The 22,234-nt window shown below is 61.8% G+C and carries 16 protein-coding genes; 10 read left to right on the top strand and 6 right to left on the bottom strand.

Annotation, left to right across the window (positions count from 1 at the left end):
* Window positions 1–87 precede the first annotated feature (87 nt).
* The 4 genes from GKQ23_RS02830 (at window position 88) to pckA (ending at window position 5,738) form a co-directional block, all read left to right on the top strand.
* Entirely contained in the window at window positions 88–2,220 is a 2,133-nt protein-coding gene (locus tag GKQ23_RS02830; protein ID WP_056232547.1) for an intracellular growth attenuator family protein, read from the top strand.
* Between the two features lie 133 nt (window positions 2,221–2,353).
* On the top strand, window positions 2,354–2,761 hold the full coding sequence (hslR, locus tag GKQ23_RS02825; protein WP_212409727.1) for a ribosome-associated heat shock protein Hsp15: 408 nt from the start codon (window positions 2,354–2,356) through the stop codon (window positions 2,759–2,761).
* Window positions 2,762–2,791: 30 nt separating this feature from the next.
* Window positions 2,792–3,670 carry an Hsp33 family molecular chaperone HslO gene (gene hslO / locus GKQ23_RS02820; RefSeq protein WP_212409726.1) on the top strand — a complete coding sequence of 293 codons (879 nt, stop codon included), beginning with the start codon at window positions 2,792–2,794 and terminating at the stop codon, window positions 3,668–3,670.
* A gap of 448 nt (window positions 3,671–4,118) precedes the next feature.
* Entirely contained in the window at window positions 4,119–5,738 is a 1,620-nt protein-coding gene (gene pckA, locus GKQ23_RS02815) for a phosphoenolpyruvate carboxykinase (ATP) (RefSeq protein WP_212409725.1), read from the top strand.
* A gap of 38 nt (window positions 5,739–5,776) precedes the next feature.
* Here the strand turns inward: pckA and envZ are convergent, their stop codons facing one another.
* Both envZ and ompR read right to left on the bottom strand, forming a co-directional pair.
* Window positions 5,777–7,129 carry a two-component system sensor histidine kinase EnvZ gene (envZ, locus tag GKQ23_RS02810; protein ID WP_056232555.1) on the bottom strand — a complete coding sequence of 451 codons (1,353 nt, stop codon included), beginning with the start codon at window positions 7,127–7,129 and terminating at the stop codon, window positions 5,777–5,779.
* Window positions 7,126–7,845: a two-component system response regulator OmpR gene (ompR, locus tag GKQ23_RS02805; protein ID WP_001157751.1), complete on the bottom strand. Its 720-nt coding sequence runs from the start codon at window positions 7,843–7,845 to the stop codon at window positions 7,126–7,128. The genes envZ and ompR overlap by 4 nt, the downstream gene beginning before the upstream one ends.
* 304 nt (window positions 7,846–8,149) lie before the next feature.
* On the opposite strand from ompR, the gene greB reads away from it, so the two are divergent.
* From greB to GKQ23_RS02790, 3 genes are all read left to right on the top strand, one after another.
* Window positions 8,150–8,629, top strand: a complete 480-nt coding sequence (gene greB / locus GKQ23_RS02800) for a transcription elongation factor GreB (protein ID WP_212409724.1) — start codon at window positions 8,150–8,152, stop codon at window positions 8,627–8,629.
* 185 nt (window positions 8,630–8,814) lie between these two features.
* Window positions 8,815–11,145, top strand: coding sequence for a Tex family protein (locus GKQ23_RS02795; RefSeq protein WP_212409723.1), 2,331 nt, complete (start codon window positions 8,815–8,817; stop codon window positions 11,143–11,145).
* A gap of 365 nt (window positions 11,146–11,510) precedes the next feature.
* Window positions 11,511–13,199, top strand: coding sequence for an alpha-amylase family glycosyl hydrolase (locus GKQ23_RS02790; RefSeq protein WP_212409722.1), 1,689 nt, complete (start codon window positions 11,511–11,513; stop codon window positions 13,197–13,199).
* Between the two features lie 113 nt (window positions 13,200–13,312).
* Here GKQ23_RS02790 and GKQ23_RS02785 read toward each other — a convergent pair whose 3' ends face one another.
* Both GKQ23_RS02785 and bioH read right to left on the bottom strand, forming a co-directional pair.
* On the bottom strand, window positions 13,313–13,582 hold the full coding sequence (locus tag GKQ23_RS02785) for a YdgH/BhsA/McbA-like domain containing protein (protein WP_371820043.1): 270 nt from the start codon (window positions 13,580–13,582) through the stop codon (window positions 13,313–13,315).
* Between the two features lie 173 nt (window positions 13,583–13,755).
* Window positions 13,756–14,544, bottom strand: coding sequence for a pimeloyl-ACP methyl ester esterase BioH (gene bioH / locus GKQ23_RS02780; protein WP_212409721.1), 789 nt, complete (start codon window positions 14,542–14,544; stop codon window positions 13,756–13,758).
* A 34-nt stretch (window positions 14,545–14,578) separates the two neighbouring features.
* Here bioH and gntX point away from each other — a divergent pair, with 34 nt between their 5' ends.
* From gntX to fabF, 3 genes are all read left to right on the top strand, one after another.
* Window positions 14,579–15,262, top strand: coding sequence for a DNA utilization protein GntX (gntX, locus tag GKQ23_RS02775; protein WP_212409720.1), 684 nt, complete (start codon window positions 14,579–14,581; stop codon window positions 15,260–15,262).
* A gap of 58 nt (window positions 15,263–15,320) precedes the next feature.
* Complete coding sequence (gene nfuA / locus GKQ23_RS02770) at window positions 15,321–15,896, top strand: Fe-S biogenesis protein NfuA (protein ID WP_056232567.1); 576 nt, start codon at window positions 15,321–15,323, stop codon at window positions 15,894–15,896.
* A gap of 156 nt (window positions 15,897–16,052) precedes the next feature.
* Window positions 16,053–17,333 carry a beta-ketoacyl-ACP synthase II gene (fabF, locus tag GKQ23_RS02765; protein WP_212409719.1) on the top strand — a complete coding sequence of 427 codons (1,281 nt, stop codon included), beginning with the start codon at window positions 16,053–16,055 and terminating at the stop codon, window positions 17,331–17,333.
* Window positions 17,334–17,572: 239 nt separating this feature from the next.
* Here the strand turns inward: fabF and malQ are convergent, their stop codons facing one another.
* Both malQ and malP read right to left on the bottom strand, forming a co-directional pair.
* Window positions 17,573–19,648: a 4-alpha-glucanotransferase gene (malQ, locus tag GKQ23_RS02760; RefSeq protein WP_212409718.1), complete on the bottom strand. Its 2,076-nt coding sequence runs from the start codon at window positions 19,646–19,648 to the stop codon at window positions 17,573–17,575.
* Between the two features lie 9 nt (window positions 19,649–19,657).
* Complete coding sequence (malP, locus tag GKQ23_RS02755) at window positions 19,658–22,057, bottom strand: maltodextrin phosphorylase (protein ID WP_212409717.1); 2,400 nt, start codon at window positions 22,055–22,057, stop codon at window positions 19,658–19,660.
* Between the last annotated feature and the right edge of the window lie 177 nt (window positions 22,058–22,234).

Here is a 22,234-nt window from a genome sequence, read left to right as displayed (position 1 = left end):
GCGCAAACTCGCCACAATTGGTCAGGGCATGACGAGAGTCTTACGCGAGAACGGTGACAGGGGAATCGTGGCGGAAATGAGGGAAGCATGAGCACAGTGGTCATCATCCTGGCTGTAATGCTGGCCGGCTTCGTCGTGGCCGGCTGCCTGTTCTGGTTCGCCATGCGCCATCGCCCGCCTTTTGCTAAACCCCTGCCGTTTATCAGCCCCCCCAATCGCAAGCTGAACAGCACAGAGCGTGCGGCGGTTGAACGCTATCTGTCCGCGCTGGCGCGCCATCGTAGCGGTACGATCCCGTCAGGATCCAGCAGCTCGCCGCAGCAGCTCGCCCTAACGTCACAAAGCAACAACGTTTACCCGGTCACTCGGGCCATCACCCGCTACGGTCTGTCGACCGACGAACCGCATAAGTGGCGCTACTACCTTGATGAAGTTGAGGTGCATCTGCCCGCGCAGTGGGAGCAGTTCATTGCCGAAGAGAACTTCGTCGAGCTGATTAAAACGCAAAGCGTGCCATTAGTTATCTCCCTGAACGGCCATACGCTTGACGAATACCGCTGGGAGCCCCCGGTGCTCAGCAGCGCCCTGCGCGTCAGCGGACAAAACGCCTCAATCCGCCAGGAAGAGAGGGAAAACGTTGAGCTGCTGCGCGTGCGTAAAGAGAGTGCGGAAGAGTACGCGCTGAACCGCCCGGACGGCACGCGTGAGGCGCTGGTGATCGGCGTGGCCCTGCTGCTGTTCTTCGTTGCCCTGACCGGACCGCTGGTGCTAATGCCGTGGCTGGTGCTGGCCGGCGTCAGCATGGTGCTGGTCAGCTGCTGGTTCCTCTATCGCCCGCCCGCCAGCAAGGCACTGCGTGATATCCACTGCCTGCGCGGCACGCCGAAACGCTGGGGGCTGTTTGGTGAATCGAACCAGGGCCAGGCCAGTTCGATCTCGCTGGGCATCATCGATCTGATCTATCCGCCGCACTGGCAGAACTACGTCACCCAGGATCTCGGCCAGACCACAGAAATCGATCTCTACCTCAGCCGCCACGTAGTGCGCCAGGGGCGCTTCCTGTCGCTGCAGGATGAAGTGCGTAATTTTCCCCTGCAGCGCTGGCGCAAAAACGTGGTGCTGGCGGCCGGTTGCCTGCTGGTGCTGGCGCTGCTGATGAGCTGGGTTCCCCTCAGCATGCCGTGGAAAATCAGCCTGGCGTGGATTAAGGGCACCGAAAGCCTGCAGGTCAGCCAGGTCAGCGAGCTGGAAAAAGCCCACCTGCGCGTCGGCGACAGCCTGCGGGTAAAAGGTACCGGGATGTGTTCAGTACCGGCCATTTATCAGGGCAACCGAAACTACGCGTTTATGCCGTTCGACTGTTCTGCGGTGTACTGGAATAACGCCGTGCCGCTGCCGCTGCCGCAGTCAGAAGTGATCGATAAGGCCACCGCACTGGTGGACGCCATCAGCCAGCAGCTGCACCCGCAAACCGGCGGCGATGCCAAGCTGAACCCGCAGCTGGCCAGCGCCATTCAGAAGGCCGGGATGATCCTGCTGGATGACTTTTCGGATATTGTGCAGAAAACTCAGGCGCTGTGCAGCCAGGAGCAGGATTGCGTCCGGCTGAAAAACGCGCTGGTCAACCTCGGCAGCGCCAAAGACTGGCCGACGCTGGTACGCCGCGCGGACTCCGGGGCGCTGAACGGCACTAACGTGATTCTGCGTCCGGTCAGCGCCGACGCACTGGAAAATCTGGTCAACACCGCCACCGCCACCTTCTTCTATCGCGAAACGCGCCGGGCTGCCGAGGCGCTGAACAGCCCGCCGCCGGGCGGTTTTTTGCTGATCAGCGACGAAGGTCGTCAGCTGGTCAGCCAGCCAGCCCCGCCGGTATCACTGTTTGACTACAACGCGCCGGACCAGTGGCCGGCGCTGCAGCGGCTGGCCGGCATGATGCTGCATACGCCTTTCAACGTTTCCGGCATCGTCACCGGTATCACCACCGATGCCAACGGCACCCGACACGTGGTGCTGCACAGCGAACCCGACGTCACGACTCTGTGGCGTTATCTGGGCACCAGCCTGCTGTTGCTGGTGCTGCTGACAGGTTTTATCCTCAACACGCTGCTGGCCCTGCTGCGTATTCAGCGCAATCGTCAACGCCTGCTGGCTATCCAGCAGTACTACGATAAGTGCTTCAGCCACTCGCTGGGCGATATCAAGGCCATCCGCCCGTGACAGGCCCTGTACAGTTTGTGCTATTTTTAAGTCTAATCTGACTTCACCGACCCGATACCTCCTGCGGCGATCCCTTCGCTGACTTGAAAGCACCCAGGGTGCCCACATATAGGGGTATTCCCAAGGAGCCACGATGAAAGAAAAACCCACTGACGGGGTCCGTCTTGATAAATGGCTGTGGGCGGCGCGCTTCTATAAAACCCGCGCCATCGCCCGCGAAATGATCGAGGGCGGCAAGGTTCACTATAACGGCCAGCGCGGTAAGCCGAGCAAACTGGTAGAGAGCGGTGCCGAACTGACGCTGCGTCAGGGAAACGACGAGCGCACGGTAGTGATCCAGGCCGTCAGCGACAAACGCGGCCCGGCTGGCGACGCCCAGCTGCTCTACCTGGAAACCGCGCAGAGCATTGAGAAGCGCGAAAAGGTGGCGCTGGCGCGTAAGCTGAATGCGCTGAGCATGCCGCACCCCGACCGCCGCCCGGATAAAAAAGAGCGTCGCGACCTGATGAAATTTAAAAATTCCGGCGAGGGTGCTGAGTAACCCCGGCCCGCCACAACGAGAGAATAAGCTATGTCCCAGCAAGATCAGATGCACCGTTACCTGTTTGAAAACCACGCCGTGCGCGGCGAACTGGTCAACGTTTCCCAGACCTGGCGCGAAATCACCGCCGGGCACGACTACCCGCAACCGGTGCAGCAGATCCTCGGTGAGCTGCTGGTGGCCACCAGCCTGCTGACCGCCACGCTGAAGTTTGACGGTGATATCACCGTACAGCTGCAGGGTGACGGCCCGCTGAATCTGGCGGTAATTAACGGTAACAATCAGCAGGAGATGCGCGGCGTGGCGCGCGTGCAGGGCGAGATCGCCGACGGCAGCAGCCTGAAACAGCTGGTCGGCAACGGCTACCTGATCATCACCATTTCGCCGAAAGAGGGTGAGCGCTATCAGGGCGTAGTCGGTCTGGAAGGCGACACGCTGGCCGCCTGTCTGGAAGATTACTTTATGCGCTCCGAGCAGCTGCCAACCCGGCTGTTTATCCACACCGGTGAGGCCGACGGCCAGCCGGGCGCGGGCGGCGTACTGCTGCAGGTGCTGCCGGCCCAGGACAGCCAGATGGACGATTTCAGCCACCTCGCCACCCTGACCGAAACCCTGAAAACCGAAGAGCTGCTCGGCCTGCCGGCCACCGAAGTCCTGTGGCGTCTCTACCATCAGGAAGAGGTGACGGTGTACGATCCGCAGCCGGTTTGCTTTAAGTGCACCTGCTCGCGCGAGCGCTGCGCCGATGTACTGAGCACCCTGCCGCAGCACGAAGTCGACGAGATCCTGGCGGAAGATGGCAATATTGATATGCACTGTGACTACTGCGGCAGCCACTATGTTTTCGACGCGGTGGATATTGCGGCCATCCGCAGCGGGTCGGCGGCAGCGGACCAACAGGTTCACTGATTTATAGCGGCATTGCGCCCGCGCCACTACCGGGCCCTCAACTGAGGGCCCGGTAGTGGCGACTTCAGCGGCGGTCTATTTCTATCCTGCCAGACTCCCCGATGGCCTGAATCATTTTACCAACCGGGCTTTCCCTGTTTTCTCCTGCGCAGTCGTGCTGTTCAGGTGCCCCGCTCGCGCCGGGAAGTGGCTCATATTCCCCTGAGTCGCCGCAATACCGCATCTTCTGACACGACTCCTGCGGCATCCTGCAATCCGAACGGACGAATAACGTACGGCCTCTCACTTTTACCTTTTACCCCTTTCCCTTACTCGTAGCAGGTGTACACTGCGCGCGATCTCTCCAGCCGATTTTTATCCTGCCCTGACCGAAACCTGCGGATTTAATCGCTATTCATCCAGAAACACGCCATTTATGTTGTTGCAGCACACCACCAAAGGAGCCGTTATGAGCGTATACAGCCTGACTTCCGGGGAGCTTGCTACTTATGGTATTACCGCCACGACTGAGGTAATCCATAACCCCGATTACGACCTGCTGTTTAAGGAAGAGACCCGCCCCGGGCTGACCGGTTACGAGCGCGGTACGGTGACCGACTCCGGGGCCGTTGCCGTCGATACCGGCGTCTTTACCGGCCGTTCGCCAAAAGATAAGTATCTGGTGCGTGACGAGACCACCCGCGACATGCTGTGGTGGAGCGACCAGGGCACCGGTAAAAATGATAACCAGCCGCTGACGCCGGAGACCTGGCATGCGCTGAAGGAGCTGGTTAGCCGCCAGCTCTCCGGCAAGCGGCTGTTTGTGGTCGACGCCTGGTGCGGCGCTAACCCGGATACCCGCCTGTGCGTGCGTTTTATTACCGAGGTTGCCTGGCAGGCGCACTTCGTCAAGAACATGTTTATCCGGCCGGACGACGCGTCGCTCTCCTGTTTTACCCCGGACTTCGTGGTGATGAACGGCGCAAAATGTACCAATCCGCACTGGCAGGAGCAGGGGCTGAACTCGGAAAATTTTGTCGCGTTTAACCTGACCGAGCGTATGCAGCTGATCGGCGGCAGCTGGTACGGCGGCGAAATGAAGAAGGGCCTGTTCTCGATCATGAACACCCTGCTGCCGTTGAAGGGGATCGCATCCATGCACTGCTCGGCCAACGTGGGGAAACAGGGCGACGTGGCGATATTCTTCGGGCTTTCAGGGACCGGCAAGACCACCCTCTCGACCGATCCGCAGCGCCAGCTGATTGGCGATGACGAGCACGGCTGGGATAACGACGGCGTGTTTAACTTTGAAGGCGGCTGCTACGCTAAAACCATTAACCTCTCCGCACAGGCCGAGCCGGAGATTTATCACGCCATACGCCGCGACGCGCTGCTGGAGAACGTAGTGGTGCGCGCGGACGGCTCGGTGGATTACGCCGACGGCAGCAGGACCGAAAATACCCGGGTTTCTTACCCGATTAATCATATTGAAAATATCGTTAAGCCGGTCTCGAAAGCGGGTCACGCGAAAACCGTGATCTTCCTCACCGCTGACGCCTTTGGCGTGCTGCCGCCGGTGTCACGGCTGACCCCGGCACAAACGCAGTACCACTTTCTGTCCGGCTTTACCGCCAAGCTGGCCGGCACCGAGCGCGGCGTCACCGAACCGACGCCAACCTTCTCCGCCTGCTTTGGCGCGGCGTTCCTCACCCTGCACCCGACGCAGTACGCCGAGGTGCTGGTAAAACGTATGCAGGCCGCCGGCGCGCAGGCGTGGCTGGTGAATACCGGCTGGAACGGCAGCGGTAAACGGTTTTCGCTGCAGGATACCCGCAACATCATCAACGCCATTCTCAGCGGCGAACTTAACGAGGCGGAGACGGTAACGCTGCCGGTGTTTAACCTGGCGATGCCACTGCAGGTCAGCGGCGTAGACGGTCAGCTGCTGGATCCGCGTAACAGCTACGCTAACGGGTCGGAGTGGCAAACGAAGGCGCAGGATCTGGCGCAGCGCTTTATCGCCAACTTTGAAAAATTTACCGATACCGCAGCGGGTGCCGCGCTGGTGAAGGCGGGCCCGAAACTCTGAGGACGTTTGTGACCGCGGTCAGGCGGTCAGGCGGTCAGTCAGGGTGCCGGCGTGCCCGGCAGGGTATTCACCGGCGGCAGCGGCAGCCAGGCACGGATTTTCAGGCCGCCCCTGTCGCTGCGTCCAATCTCCAGCGTGCCCTGGTGGGCGTCGATAATACGCTGCACGATAGCGAGACCAAGGCCGGTACCGCTGGTGCTGCGCGCGCTGTCACCGCGTACAAACGGCTGGAACAGATGCTTGAGCTGATCCGGCTCAATGCCCGGACCATCATCCTCCACCTGGAACCACGCCCGCTGCAACTCACGCCCCGAACTCACCTTGATCCAGCCGTTGCCGTAGCGCGCAGCGTTCACCACCATATTGGCCGCAGCGCGCTTGATTGCCAGCGGGTTAATATCCAGCATCAGTTCCGACGGCATCACCGCGCTTTCGATCTCGCGTTCATAGCCGCTTTCGGCCGCCACGACCTCGCCCAGTACCCCGTTCAGATCGGCGACCTCAAACTGCATCTCCTGGCCGGTGCGCAGGTAGTCGATAAACTGCTCGATAATCGCGTTGCACTCTTCGATATCTTTGTTGATCGACTCGGCCAGATAGCCGTCCTGCCCGGACATCATCTCTGTCGCCAGGCGAATGCGCGTCAGCGGCGTGCGCAGATCGTGGCTGACCCCGGCCATCAGCAGCGTGCGATCGTCGGCCAGCTGCTTCACGCCGGAGGCCATCTGATTAAATGCGCGGGTTACCGATCGCACCTCCGACGCGCCGTACTCGCGCAGCGGCGGCGGAATAATGCCTTTCCCCACCTGCACCGCCGCGTGCTCCAGTTCCACTAAGGGTCGGTTCTGGATGCGGATAAACAGCCAGGCACCGCCGATCGCCAGCAGCATAATCGCCAGCGTATAGCGGAACAGCGGCGAGAAGTCGCCCTGGTGGATCTCCGTTAAGGGTACCCTCACCCAGATATCCGGCGACAGCCAGGTTTTCAGCCACACCACCGGCGAGTTTTTATTTACTTCAACCCGCACATCGGTCGGCCCGCCCAGCTGCTGCGCCATCTGCTGGCTGAGAAACTCATAGTGTTGCGCCCAGCGCAGTCCGCTCTCTTCCGCCGCCGCATTGGTATACAGCGAAATGCCCAGCTCGCGATAGATCTCACGGCGGAAGGCCGGTGGCACCTCCAGCTGCGTGCCATCTTCCAGCTGCAGCCGATCGGTCATCAGCATCCGCACCTCATAGGCCAGCACTTTATTGAACTGCTGCAGGCTGGGCAGAATGGCAAAGTTCAGCACCACCAGGTAGGTCGTGACCAGGCTGACAAACAGCAGGGTCACGATCAGCAGCAGCGTACGGGCAAATGAACTGCGGGGAGAGAAGCGGAATCGCCTCATGCTTTACTGCCGTCCGGTACAAACACGTAGCCCAGGCCCCAGACGGTCTGAATATAGCGCGGGTGCGCCGGGTCCTCTTCCACCATGCGGCGCAGGCGGGAGATCTGTACGTCGATAGAACGTTCCATGGCGCTGTATTCGCGGCCGCGCGCCAGGTTCATCAGCTTATCGCGCGACAGCGGCTCGCGCGGGTGGCTGACCAGCGCCTTCAGTACCGCAAATTCACCGCTGGTCAGCGGCATCGGTTCGTCTTCACGGAACATCTCGCGGGTGCCGAGGTTCAGCTTAAACTTGCCGAAGGCGATCACCGCCTCTTCCTGCGACGGCGCGCCCGGCAGCTCGTTGGCCTGGCGGCGCAGCACGGCGCGGATACGGGCCAGCAGCTCACGCGGGTTAAACGGTTTAGGAATGTAGTCATCGGCACCGATCTCCAGGCCGACGATACGGTCAACTTCTTCCCCTTTCGCCGTAACCATAATGATCGGCATCGGGTTGCTCTGGCTGCGCAGACGGCGGCAGATCGACAGGCCGTCTTCGCCCGGTAACATCAGGTCCAGCACCATCAGGTGGAAGGACTCACGGGTCAGCAGGCGGTCCATCTGTTCGGCATTGGCGACGCTGCGCACCTGGAAGCCCTGTTCGGTCAGATAACGTTCCAGCAGCGCACGCAGGCGCATATCGTCATCCACGACCAGAATTTTGTAGTTTTCTTGCATTTCGTTACTCCCAAAGGCGCTATTGCCCGTGCTGGTATTTTTAAAAAAGATGCCTGAATGTAACAGTCAATAATGGTTTATATTGTAGCCGAAATTGTTACAAAGCATATTAAACAGGGGTTTATCTTGCGATCCTCCCTCACAAGCGCACCCTGACAAGGGGCAAAGAGGATGAATTCGCCATCACAAACAGAGAGTAAGCACACTTCTGACAGCGCCCTACCGCACGGTCTATTACGTCATTTGCATCCCGCCCCCCTTCATCACAGAATAGCGCCTTACCCGAGGCAACCCCGGCTTAACCATGAAAACCAAACTGATCACCCGTGAAGGCTACGACCTGCTGAAGCAGGAGCTGGATTTTCTGTGGCGCGAGGAGCGCCCGGACGTGACCAAAAAAGTCACCTGGGCCGCCAGCCTCGGCGACCGCAGCGAAAACGCCGACTACCAGTACAACAAAAAGCGCCTGCGCGAAATCGACCGCCGGGTGCGCTACCTGACCAAATGCCTCGAGCAGCTGCGCATCGTTGACTACTCGCCGCAGCAGGACGGCAAGGTGTTCTTCGGTGCCTGGGTAGAGGTGGAGAACGACGACGGCGAGATCAAGCGCTTCCGCATCGTCGGCTACGACGAGATCTTCGGCCGCAACGACTATATCTCCATCGATTCACCGATGGCGCGCGCGCTGCTGAAGAAAGAGGTCGGCGATGCCGCTACCGTGCATACGCCGCTGGGTGAGGCGCTGTGGTATGTCAATGAGATCACCTATAGCAAACCTGCGTAAAGCGTGCTGAAACACACTGCAGAGACCCGGCAGCACAGGAAAGAAATTTCCCGTCAATGCACGCTGCCGGGTTAAAGATTCTTAAAGCACGCGCGCCGTGCCGCATCCAACACCCCCGCCGCTGGAAATACCGCGCTGTAATCCGTATAACTGATGCCCTGTTTGTTAAGCCATAAAAGAACATCATGATGAATGAATCACTGAGCCGCATTATTGCGCAGGAACTGCAGGCGCGGGCAGAACAGGTCGACGCCGCTGTTCGCCTGCTGGATGAAGGGAATACCGTGCCGTTTATCGCACGCTATCGTAAGGAAGTGACCGGTGGGCTGGATGATACCCAGCTGCGCCAGCTGGAAACGCGCCTTAGCTACCTGCGCGAGCTGAACGATCGCCGCCAGTCGATTCTGAAATCCATTGCCGATCAGGGCAAGCTGACCGACGAGCTGGCCGCGGCCATCAACGGCACGCTGAGCAAAACCGAGCTGGAAGACCTCTACCTGCCCTACAAGCAGAAGCGCCGCACCCGCGGGCAGATTGCCATTGAAGCCGGGCTGGAGCCGCTGGCGGAAACGCTGTGGCACGAGCCAAAGCATGACCCCGAGCAGTTGGCGGCGGGCTACGTTGACGCCGACAAAGGCGTAGCCGACGTGAAGGCCGCCCTCGACGGCGCACGCTATATCCTGATGGAGCGCTTTGCCGAAGACGCCGGCCTGCTGGCGAAGGTGCGCGACTATCTGTGGAAGAACGCTCACCTGGTGGCGAAAGTGGTAGCCGGTAAAGAGGAAGAAGGCGCCAAGTTCCGCGACTACTTCGACCATCACGAAGCACTGGCCAGCGTGCCGTCCCACCGCGCGCTGGCGATGCTGCGCGGCCGCAATGAAGGGGTGCTGCAGCTGGCGCTGAACCCGGATCCGCACTCTGACGAACCGCCGCGCGAAAGCCACGGCGAGCAGATTATCACCAGCCATCTTGACCTGCGCCTGAACAACGCCCCGGCAGACGCCTGGCGTAAAGCGGTGGTCAGCTGGACGTGGCGCATCAAGGTGCTGCTGCACCTCGAAACCGAACTGATGGGGACGGTGCGCGAGCGCGCGGAAGATGAGGCGATCAACGTCTTCGCCCGCAACCTGCACGATCTGCTGATGGCCGCTCCGGCCGGGATGCGCGCCACCATGGGCCTCGATCCGGGCCTGCGCACCGGAGTAAAAGTGGCCGTGGTCGACGCCACCGGCAAGCTGGTGGCTACCGATACCATCTATCCGCACACCGGCCAGACCGCCAAAGCGGCCGCCAGCGTCGCCGCGCTGTGCCAGAAGCACAACGTCGAGCTGGTGGCGATCGGTAACGGCACCGCCTCCCGCGAGACTGAGCGCTTCTACCTCGACGTGCAGAAACAGTTCCCGGCGGTGAAGGGGCAGAAGGTGATCGTCAGCGAAGCCGGCGCCTCGGTCTACTCCGCCTCCGAGCTGGCGGCGCTGGAGTTCCCGGACCTCGACGTCTCGCTGCGCGGTGCGGTCTCCATCGCCCGCCGCCTGCAGGATCCGCTCTCCGAGCTGGTGAAGATCGACCCGAAATCGATCGGCGTCGGCCAGTACCAGCACGACGTCAGCCAGAGCCAGCTGGCGAAGAAGCTGGATGCGGTGGTGGAAGACTGCGTAAACGGCGTTGGCGTCGATCTGAATACCGCTTCGGTGCCGCTGCTGACCCGCGTGGCGGGGCTGAGCAAAATGATCGCCCAGAATATCGTCAGCTGGCGCGACGAGAACGGCCGTTTTCAGAACCGTCAGCAGCTGCTGAAGGTCGGCCGCCTCGGGCCGAAAGCCTTTGAGCAGTGCGCCGGCTTCCTGCGCATTAACCAGGGTGATAACCCGCTGGATGCCTCAACCGTCCACCCGGAAGCCTATCCGGTGGTCGAGCGCATTCTGGCCGCCACCGAGCAGGCGCTGAGCGCGCTGATGGGCAACCCGGCGGCGCTGGGCGGCCTGAAAGCCGTCGATTTTACCGACGAGCGCTTCGGCGTGCCGACGGTCAGCGATATCATCAAAGAGCTGGAAAAACCGGGCCGCGACCCGCGTCCTGAGTTCAAAACCGCGCAGTTCGCCGACGGTGTGGAACAGATGAGCGACCTGCTGCCGGGCATGGTGCTGGAAGGCGCGGTGACCAACGTCACCAACTTCGGTGCGTTTGTTGATATCGGCGTGCATCAGGATGGCCTGGTGCATATCTCGTCGCTCTCTGACAAATTCATCGACGATCCGCACAAAGTCGTGAAGGCCGGGGATATCGTTAAGGTCAAGGTGATGGAGGTCGATCTGCAGCGCAAGCGCATCGCGCTGACCATGCGTCTGGACGAGCAGCCGGGCGAAGGCAACGCGCGGCGCGGCGGTGGTAACGCGCCGGCTAACCGTGATAACGCCCGTCCGGCCAGAGGCGCGAAGCCGCGCCCGGCGGCACAGCCTGCCGGTAACAGCATGATGGGCGACGCGCTGGCGGCAGCGTTCGGGAAAAAACGCTAAGCCCGTTCAGGTAAGATCACCGCTTATCTGATCGCTGCCAGAAAGGGCGGATCGCAGGATCCGCCCTTATCACTTCTCACTTATCGCTTGTCACTCTGCTGCCGCTGACTTTTCTCAGCCACTCAGCTGAATTACCCCGCTGCTTTGCCGCGATGGCCGGCCTGAACAGTGATATCTGTCATATCCATGATGTGCGTTTACCGCTGTGATTCAACGCTTCAGGTCAGAGCGGTCGTTATCGCCCCTGTTCTGTTCTGTTCTGTTCTGTTCTGTTCTGTTCTGTTCTGTTCTGCCAGATTGGCGATTTTTCCCCCAGAGACTACAGTGAAATCAACCTACGCACTCTTCAGGCCGGTTCACAGACTATGCAACGCATTACCGCCCTGCTCGACCAGATCTACGGCACCACCCTCTCCGTCAGCCATCGGCAGCAGCTGCTGAAAGCCATTAATGATGCCCGCGAAGGTATCGAACATCAGCGCAAGCCGCACTGGGACGAGCAGGACGTGGTGTTAATCAGCTACGCCGATCAGTTCCGCGAGGAGGGCGTGCCAACCCTGCGCACCTTTAACCGCTTCCGCCAGCAGCACCTGCAGGACAGCTTTACGCTGCTGCACCTGCTGCCGTTCTATCCCTGGTCGGCGGACGACGGCTTCTCAGTTGTCGACTACCACCAGGTTAACCCGCCCTACGGCGGCTGGGCGGATATTGCTGAACTGCATCGCCATACCCGGATGATGTTCGATTTTGTCTGCAACCATATGTCGGCGCACGGCGCGTGGTTTAAGCACTACCTGGCCCAGGAGCCGGGCTGGGACGACTTCTTTATCAGCATGCCGCCGAACGCCGATCTCAGCGCGGTGATCCGTCCGCGCACCTCGCCGCTGCTGACTCAGTTTACCCTGCAGAGCGGCGAAACCCGCCTGCTGTGGACCACCTTCAGCAGCGATCAGGTCGACCTGAACTTTGCCAGCGGCGCGGTATTGCTGAAGATGGCCGGCGTGCTGCTCGACTACCTGCAGAAAGGGGCCGACTACGTGCGGCTGGACGCCGTCGGCTATATGTGGAAAACCCCCGGCACCACCTGCATCCACCTGGAGAAAACTCATCTGCTGGTGAAGCTGTTTCGCGCTATCGCCGATGAGGTGGCCCCCGGCACGGCGATCGTCACCGAAACCAACGTGCCGCATCAGGACAATATCCGCTACTTCGGCAACGGCGACGACGAAGCACAGATGGTCTATCAGTTCTCGCTGCCGCCGCTGGTACTGCACGCCATCCACACCGGCTCATCGACCGTGCTGGGCAAGTGGGCCGCCACCCTGACGCCCGGCAGCAGCCCGACCACCTTCTTTAACTTTCTTGCCTCCCACGACGGCATCGGCCTCAACCCGCTGCGCGGCATCCTGCCCGAAGAGGAGATCGTCACGCTGGTGCGCGATCTGGCCGCCGAGGGCGCGCTGGTGTCGTGGAAAAATAACCCGGACGGCAGCACCAGCCCGTATGAGGTCAACGTCACCTGGATGGACGCACTGAATCAGCAGGCGGACGATGACGATCGGCGGCTGCGGCGCTTTATGCTGTCGCACGCGCTGCTGCTGGCCTTCCCCGGCGTGCCGGCCGTCTATATTCAGAGCCTGCTCGGCTCGCGCAACGACCGCGAAGGGGTGACCGCCGCCGGCTACGCGCGGGCGATTAACCGCCAGAAGTATGATCTCGCAGAGATTGAGCAGGCGCTGGCCGACGATGGCTCGCTGCGCCATCGCACCTTTCACGCGCTGCGCGCCCTGATTCAGGCACGGATGCGCCAGCCCGCCTTCCACCCGGACAGCCCGCTGCAGGTGTGTGAGGCCGATGAACGGCTGCTGGTGCTGTGGCGCGGCGGCGCGGCTGCGGCCGGGCGGCTGCTGTGCGTGTTTAATCTGAGTGCGGAAACGGTGAGCTACCCGTTACCGGAAGAGCGTGACTGGCAGGACGTGGCGGGCGGGAGTCGCATTGACGGCACGCTACCGATGCTGCTGGCGCCCTGGGAATATTACTGGCTGAAGGCGTAAAGCGTAATGAGCAACGTATGCCGGCAGGGCACGTGACGTGCTCAAGCGGTCAGGCGGTATGAAAACCATAATGCTGACAAGGTGAACGGGCCAGCGCCCGTTCTGTCAGAGAGTTATTTGTACACTTCCGCCATTGCCAGCGTGCGGTTACGCTCGTCGGCCGCGATAATCACATAGTAGCGCCCGCCCTTCTCGTCGGCCTTTTTCGACAGCCGGGCTTTGGCATCCATCGGCGAGCTGGTGCTGGTGGTGTCAACGGTGCCCAGCGTCTGCAGGTTCATCTCTTTCGCCTGCTCGCGGGAAATCTCTTCGGCCGCCACGGCATTAAAGGCCGCTGCGCCGCTCAGTAACAGTGCTGCGGTAACGATTAAACGTTTCATCATGTCCTCTCCTTAGGTCTGAAATCAAACGGAATCAGGTTTACGCATCAACGCATCAACGCATCAACGCATCAACGCATCAACGCATCAACGCATCAACGCTGTCTATTATCGGCCGTCATATCGTAAGCGCCAGCCAGCACCGTTATTATCGTAATTTATGGGATGGCTTTTTCTCAGTTGACGCCCATTACATCTATCTGATTACAGAATCCACTAACCTGCTCGCAGAACGCATCGGGGTGAGAAATAAAGGGCGCGTGGGCCGCCTTACTGAAGAGATGGCTGCGGCTGGCGGGCCACAGCGCGTCGAGCAGCGGCGCTATCGCCCGCGGCACCAGCCCGTCCAGCGCGCCGTACAGCCGCAGCTGCGGCAGCGTCAGCCCGCTCATCGCCGCGCGCAGATCGATGCTGCGCAGGATCTCCAGCCCGCCGTTGAGCACGGCAACCGACGGCACCGGCTGTTCCAGTACCACCTCTTTCAGCCGCCGAGCGTCCTGACGGGCGCTCTCGGTCCCCAGGGTTTGCAGCGCCAGAAAGCGCTCGACGGTGCGCTGGAAGTCTTCGCTCAGCTGCTGCTGGAACTGGCCGAGCGTGGCGGGCCCGATCCCCGGCCAGCCGTCGCCGGCGCTGAAGCACGGCGATGAGGCCACGGTAATCAGCCCCGCCACGCGATGCGGGTGGCTCAGCGCCAGCTGGCTGGCCACCAGCCCGCCCAGCGACCAGCCGAGCCACACCGCCCGCGCGGGCGCCTGTGCCAGCAGCGCGTCCGCCATCTGCGGCAGCGTTAACGGGCCAAAACCCTGGCTGCGGCCGTAGCCGGGCAGGTCCACCAGGTGCAGCGTAAACTGTGCGCTGAGCCGCACGCTGATGTCATGCCACACGCCGGCGTTCAGCCCCCAGCCGTGCAGCAGCACAAGATGGCGATCGCCATGGCCTATGGTCTTCCAGTAAAGCGGCATCATCGGTTAGGGTCCTGTTTTTGCTTTGGAGATCGCTATGCTACCAATGCCGGCAGGCTGCTGGCTATGCCAGATGCCCCTCGCCTTTGCCCGACACGGCATCTGCTCGGTCTGTCTGCGCCAGCTGCAGCGCCAGCCGTCCTGCTGCCCGCAGTGCGGGCTGGCCAGCCATCGCCCGCGGCAGCCGTGCGGCCGCTGCCTGCAAAAACCGCCGCCGTGGCAGCAGCTGATCGCGGTCACGGCCTGGCAGCCGCCGCTCAGCCAGCTGGTCAACCGGCTAAAATTCAGCGGCGGCACCGCACAGGCGGACATGCTGGCGCGGTTAATTTTGCTAAAGTGGCTGATGCGGCGGCGGGAAAACGGCCTGCCGCGCCCGGACCTGCTGCTCCGCGTGCCGCTCTACCATCACCGCGCCTGGCAGCGCGGCTATAATCAGTTAGATGACATTGCGGCCAGGCTGGCCCACTGGCTGCAGTGCCGCTTCGATCCGCGCGGGGTAACCCGGGTTCGTGGCGGCAACATTCAGCACCGGCTCGGGCGGCTGGCACGCAGGCGTAACCTGCGCGGCGCGTTCAGGGTTGAAAGTGCGGTACAGGGGCGTCATATCCTGTTAATCGATGACGTAATCACCACCGGCAGCACCGTGGCCGAAATCAGTCGTATTCTGCTGGCGCACGGCGCGGCCAGCATCCAGGCTGGCTGCCTGTGCCGCACCTTGTAGCAGGGTGGGGATGGGCGTATTATAACCAGTGAATTTATTTAACAATTGAGCAATCGCCATGATCGTAATTACCGATGCTGCACAAGAGCACTTCTCCAAATTGCTGTCAAAGCAGGAAGATGGCACCCAGATCCGCGTATTCGTGATTAACCCGGGTACGCCAACCGCCGAGTGCGGCGTCTCCTACTGCCCACCCGATGCGGTAGAAGCCACCGACACCGAGCTGAAGTTCGAGCGCCTGTCCGCCTTTATCGACGAGCTGAGCAAACCCTATCTGGAAGATGCGGAAATCGACTTCGTTACCGATAACCTCGGTTCACAGCTGACGCTGAAGGCGCCGAACGCCAAAATGCGCAAGGTGAATGAAGATGCGCCGCTGGTTGAGCGCGTTGAATACCTGCTGCAGTCGCAGATCAACCCGCAGCTGGCCAGCCACGGCGGTAAAGTCTCGCTGATGGAGATCACCGATGAAGGCCTGGCCATTCTGCAGTTTGGCGGCGGCTGTAACGGCTGTTCAATGGTCGACGTGACCCTGAAAGAAGGCATCGAAAAAGAGATGCTGCAGGCCTTCCCGGAGCTGAAGGGCGTGCGCGATCTGACCGAGCACCAGCGCGGCGAGCACTCGTTCTACTAATCCTGAAGGGCAGTTTTGCCCACCTGAACGCCACCGCCGAGAGGGCCAGCACTGTCTGGCCCTTTTTATTTGCCTGCGATCTGACCTGGAATTGTCACTGGATCTTTCAGCTTACACGTGTACACTGAAACTCCTTTCGTTACTTTACAGGTCCTTATGACAACGATTATTGGCAGAAGAGTAGTGATTACCGGAATGGGGCTGACCAGCCCGCTGGCTCACGGCGTTATCCCCAGCTGGCAGCGGTTGATCGCCGGCAAATCCGGCATCCGTCTGTTGCCGGAAGCGGTGCACGGCGATACCGCCATTCGCGTGGGCGGCCTGGTACCGTCGGTCACAGAAGACGTTCACGGGCTGGATCTCGATGCGTTAATTGCGCCGAAAGAGCAGCGTAAGTCCGACCGCTTTATTCATCTGGCGCTGGCCGCCGCCGCCGAGGCGGTGGAGCAGGCCGGGCTGCACAACCTGACCGAAGCCGCGCGCCAGCGTACCGCCACCATTATTGCCACCGGCATCGGCGGCTTTCACGCCATCACCCAGGCGGTGAAGACAGTAACGGAGAAAGGCAGCCGTAAGCTGTCGCCGTTTACCATTCCCTCGTTTATCGGCAACCTGGCGGCTTCGCAGGTGGCGATCAAATACGGCCTGAAGGGAATGCTCGGCACGCCGGTATCCGCCTGTGCCGCCAGCATTCAGAGCATCGGCGACGCGATGCGTGTCATCCGTTACGGCGAAGCTGACGTGGCGCTGGCCGGCGGTACGGAATCCTGCGTCAACCCGGTATCGCTCGGCGGCTTCCAGGCGGCACGGGCGCTCTCCACCGACTTTAACGATCGGCCGGCGCTGGCCTCGCGGCCGTTTGACGCCGGGCGCGACGGCTTTGTGATGAGCGAAGGCGCGGGCGTGCTGGTGCTGGAGTCGCTGGAACATGCGCAGCAGCGCGGCGCGACCATCCTCGCGGAAGTGGCCGGCTACGGCACCACCTCTGACGCTTACCACATCACCGCCGGGCCGGAAGACGGTGAAGGCGCGGCGCGGTCGATGACCCTTGCGCTGCAGCAGGCGGGCCTCGCCGCCGCCGAACTGGACTACGTCAACGCGCACTCCACCTCCACCCCGGTGGGCGACGTGGCCGAACTCAACGCGCTGCGTCAGGTACTGGGTGACGGTGCACGCGCCGCGATCTCCTCCACCAAATCGGCCACCGGCCATCTGCTGGGTGCCGCCGGGGCGCTGGGGGCGATCTTCTCGGTGCTGGCGATACGCGAAGGCATTGCGCCGCCGTCGCTGAATATTGACCGGCTGGACGAGCGGGCGCAGGGGCTGAATATTGTGCAGAACGAAGCACGGCAGATGCCGATACGCAGCGCGCTGGTCAACGGCTTTGGCTTTGGCGGGGTGAACGGTTCGCTGGTGCTGAAGGCGTTTAACGGCTGAGTGCCAGGCTGAAAGGGATAACGGGACAGCTCACGCCTTGGTGGCTGCGGAGATCAGCCCGGTGAACGCCCGTTATCCCACGCCGGCCGGCGCAGGTACTCACCCGATACGCGGGCCGATCGCTCAGCCTGCGGGTCTGCCACCTGCTTCACCCCGCCTCAGGTCAAGGCGACAGGATCCTGTCGCCTGACAGGTTCACACCTCCCCGTGGCGGGAATGCCGGTATCTGCACCGGGCGTTCAGGATTCAGATTGTCGCCGCTGCTTATCCACCTTTTTCAACAGCCGCCTGACTTCCGCATCGGCGAAAGTCTCCTCAAGCGTGTGGCTCATCTTACGCCGCCAGTTAGGATATTCGTTGCTGGTGCCGGGCACGTTGACCGGTTCGGCCATCAGCAGCCAGTCCTCCGGCTGCAGGCCCAGCAGCAGGCTGCGGGTGTTGGCGACAAACGCGTGCAGCCCCTGACTGAGGGCGGCGCTGACCTCCAGCTTATCGGCCCGCTTAACGAAGCGCTGCGGCACACAGCCGTACTGGTGCAGTGCATCAAGCAGCGCCTGCTTCTTCACCGCGCGATCGGCGTACAGCTCGCTGAGCACCGCTTTATCCGGGTAGATACCGAGCTTTTCGCCCAGCGCCAGGTCACCTGCGCTCCAGAAGCCCCTCAGGGTCGGCAGATCGTGGGTGGTCAGGGTGGCCATTGCCTGCTCTGCCCAGTCGCCCGGGGCACGATAATGCTGGCCGTCCTGCTGTTCAAACCACAGCACCTTCCACGAGTAAATGCCAAAGCGCTTCAGCTTGCCGACGATCTCCGGCGGCACGGTACCAAGATCTTCGCCGATCACCATGCACTGATGGCGCTCGCTCTCCAGTGCGAGGATCGCCATCAGATCGTCCACCGGGTAGTGCACGTAAGCCCCGGATGCTGCCGTTTCCCCGTGGGGGATCCACCACAGCCTCAGCAGCGACATCACGTGATCGATGCGCAGCGCGCCGCAGCTGGCCATACTGGCGCGCAGCAGATCGATAAACGGCTGATACGCCCGCGCCGCCAGCACCTGCGGATCCATCGGCGGCAGGCCCCAGTTCTGCCCCTGCGGCCCGAGCGGATCGGGCGGTGCGCCGATCGACGCCTGCAGCCGGTAGAGTTCACGATCGCACCAGGTCTCCGATCCCCCTTCCGCCACGCCCACTGCCAGGTCGCGGTACAACCCGATCGGCAGCTGCAGTTCCGTACAACGCTGCCAGCAGGCGTCTAACTGACGCTGCGCCAGCCACTGCAGCCACAGCCAGAAGCGCACTTCATCCTGCTGCCCGCGGCAAAACTGCTGCACCGCCTCGCTGTCTGCCTGCTGATACTCCGCAGGCCAGCCCTGCCAGCCCCAGCCAGCCGCGTTCTGCTTTGCCATCTCCGCCTGCAGCGCATCGTAGGCGGCCTGAGCCTGCAGGCTGTCGCCACCGTCGGCAATAAAGCGCTCAAAATCCGCACGCTGAGCATCTTCCGCGCCGCGCAGCCCAAACTGCGGCCAGGCGTGGCGCAACCCCTGAATTTTCAGCGCGGTGACGCGCGCATAATCCACCTGGTCGCTTTCACGGGCTTTGTTCAGCGCCTGCTGCGTGTTTTTCTGCTGCCACCAGCGCTGCGCGCGCGGACTGCTCTTAAAATCCTCTACTGCCGCCACATCAATATACAGCACGTTCAGCCAGCGGCGGGACGACGGGCTGTACGGGCTGGCGTTCTCCGGCTGGGCCGGATAGAGCGAGTGAATCGGGTTAAGGCCGACAAAGGCACCGCCGTGCTGCGCCATCCCGGCCAGCAGCAGCAGCAGATCGCTGAAATCGCCGATACCCCAGTTCTGTTCGGAGCGCAGCGTATAGAGCTGCACGCAGGCTCCCCACAACTTCTGGCCCTGCTTCAGCGCCGCCGGTTCGTAACAGCGCTTCGGTGCAATAATCAGCCGGCACGAATGCTGTTTTTTGTCCTGGCTGAGCAGCAGCTGGTGATAGCCGGTGGGCAGGTTTTGCGGCAGGTCCAGTACCTCACCGCCGCTGACCTTGCCGCGAAAGGTTTTACCCTTTTCGGTCTGCAGCTGCCACAGCCAGTCACCCTTGCCGCCGATCTGCAGCTGCTGGCTGCGCCGCCTGAGTAACACCTTACAGGGCGGCAGCGGCGCACGGCTGCGCACCGGCACGGCCATCGCCGCCAGCAGCATGTGAAGCGTTTCCACGCTGACCTCCTGCGGCTTACCGCGGGAGTTGGTAAACGTTGGCGCGATACCCGCCGCCAGCGCCGCTTTCTGCAATTTTTTCGCGTCCATTGCTGCTCCTTAGCGTTTTGCCTGCCAGATGCGCTGCTGGTAATCGCGCACCGATCGGTCAGAGCTGAATAGCCCGGTGCGCGTGGTATTAAGGATTGCCGCCCGCGTCCACGCCTCCGCATCGCGATACAGCGCCTCGACCTGCTGCTGCGCCGCGCAGTAGCTGGCAAAGTCCGCCAGCACCAGCCACGGATCGCCACCCTTGCCCAGGCTGTGCAGCATCAGATCAAAGGCGTGCTTATCACCGTTGCTGAAGAAGCCTTTCTCCAGCTCCTTCAGCAACCCGTCCAGATGCTTATCTTTTTTGCGCAGCTTCTGCGGGGTATAACCGCCGGCCTTCAGCGCCTTTACCTCCTCCACCCGGTTGCCAAAGATAAAGATATTGTCATCGCCCACCTGTTCGGCGATCTCAACGTTGGCCCCGTCCAGCGTGCCGATGGTCAGCGCACCGTTCAGCGCCAGCTTCATATTGCCGGTGCCGGAGGCCTCATAGCCGGCGGTGGAGATCTGCTCCGACAGGTCGGCGGCCGGGATAATCAGCTCGGCGGCGCTGATGCGGTAATCGGGGATAAACACCACCTTCAGCTTGTCCCCCACCAGCGGATCGTTGTTAATCTTCTCCGCCACCTTGTTGATGGCAAAGATAATATTTTTCGCCAGGTAGTAACCCGGCGCGGCCTTGGCACCAAACACGCAGACCCGCGGCACCACGTCGAGCTCCGGGTTATCGCGCAGCCGCTTATACAGCGACAGGATATGCAGCAGGCCAAGGTGCTGACGCTTGTACTCGTGCAGCCGCTTGATCTGCACGTCAAACAGCGCCTGCGGGTTCACCACGATGCCGGTACGCTGCAGTATGTACTCCGCCAGCCGCCGCTTGTTGTCCTGCTTGATCTGCCGGTAGCGTTCGCGGAACACCGGGTCATCCGCGTGCGCCTCCAGCCCCTTCAGCGCATCGAGATTATTGACCCACTCCACCTGCAGCGTCTCGTCGATCAGGCGCGACAGCGCCGGGTTGCACTGCTTCAGCCAGCGGCGCGGGGTAATGCCGTTGGTGACGTTATGGAACTTCTCCGGCCACAGCTGGTGGTACTCCGGGAACAGATCGCTGACCACCAACCGCGAGTGCAGCGCCGCCACGCCGTTGACCGCAAAGCCGCTGACCACGCACAGGTTGGCCATCCGCACCTGCTTATCGTGCAGCACCGCCAGCTTCGCCCACACCCTGTCATCGCCCGGCCACTGCTGCTGCACCTGTTTCTTAAAGCGGCGGTTGATCTCTTTAATCAGCTGGAAGTGGCGCGGCAGCAGGCTGCGCACCAGCCGTTCATCCCAGCGTTCCAGCGCTTCCGGCATCAGCGTGTGGTTGGTGTAGGCGAAGGTGTTGCTGACGATCGCCCAGGCCTCATCCCACGCCAGCTGGTGCCGATCGATCAGCAGCCGCAGCAGCTCCGGAATGGCGATGGTCGGGTGGGTATCGTTGAGCTGGATCACCTCGTACTCCGCCAGCTGGTGAATGCTGCGCCCGGCCAGATGGTGGCGGCGCAGGATATCGGCCACCGAGCAGGCGCACTGGAAATACTGCTGCATCAGCCGCAGGCGCTTGCCTTCCTGGTGGTTGTCGTTCGGGTAGAGCACCTTAGTCAGCTTTGCGGCATCAATCCCCTGCCGTTCGGCCTTGAGGAATTTACCGTCGTTAAAGCGAGTGAGGTCAAAGGGATGCGCGTGGCTGGCCTGCCACAGTCGCAGCGGCTGCACCACGCCGTTGCGGTAACCGGTGACCGGCAGGTCCCAGGCTTCGCCACGCAGGGTAAAGGCCGGCTGCCAGCGCCAGCCGCCGTCGGTTTTCACCACCTTACCGCCCAGCGCGACCTCTACGTCCAGCGCGGCGTTGTGGCGAAACCACGGGTAGCGATCGCGCTGCCAGTCATCCGGCGCTTCCACCTGCTGACCGTCGGCAAACGACTGGCGAAACAGGCCGTACTGGTAGTTGAGACCGTAGCCGGTGGCGGGCTGGCCGACGGTGGCCATCGAGTCCAGGTAGCAGGCGGCCAGGCGGCCCAGGCCACCGTTGCCCAGCGCCGGGTCAACCTCCTCTTCCAGCAGCTCGCTGAGATCCAGATGGTGCGCCGCCAGCGCCTCGCGCACGCCGTCGTACCAGCCGAGGTTAAGCAGGTTGTTGCCGGTCAGGCGGCCGACCAGGAATTCCATTGAGATATAGTTAACGTGCCGCTGCACCTTCGCCGGGCTGACCGCCGGCAGCGCGGCCAGCAGTTCGGCCAGCGCGCCGCTGACCGCCTGCCACCACTGATGGCGGGTCATCTCCCCGGCGGACGCGCACCCCAGATGCTGAAACTGGCGGGTAAGCGCCGCTTCAAAGCGGGTCTTGCTGAATTTCTGTTGCGACATCGTTTCCCTCTCAAAATGGTTGCAGGCCAAAGCGGACAAAACGGAACACTTACAGTTAAGACGGCAACAGCTGAAAAAGCTCACCGTGTGATGCCTTGAGCAGAAAAAAACCAAAACAGGTCGTTAACCAACATAGCATGCGTGGGGTGCAGGACGATGTCAGACGCTCAGGATTTT

The organism is Erwinia sp. E602 (genome assembly GCF_018141005.1).
In the GTDB taxonomy this organism is placed as follows: Bacteria; Pseudomonadota; Gammaproteobacteria; order Enterobacterales; family Enterobacteriaceae; genus Erwinia.
Note: the sequence above shows the minus strand (reverse complement) of the source record. Positions and strands in the feature narration are given on the sequence as shown.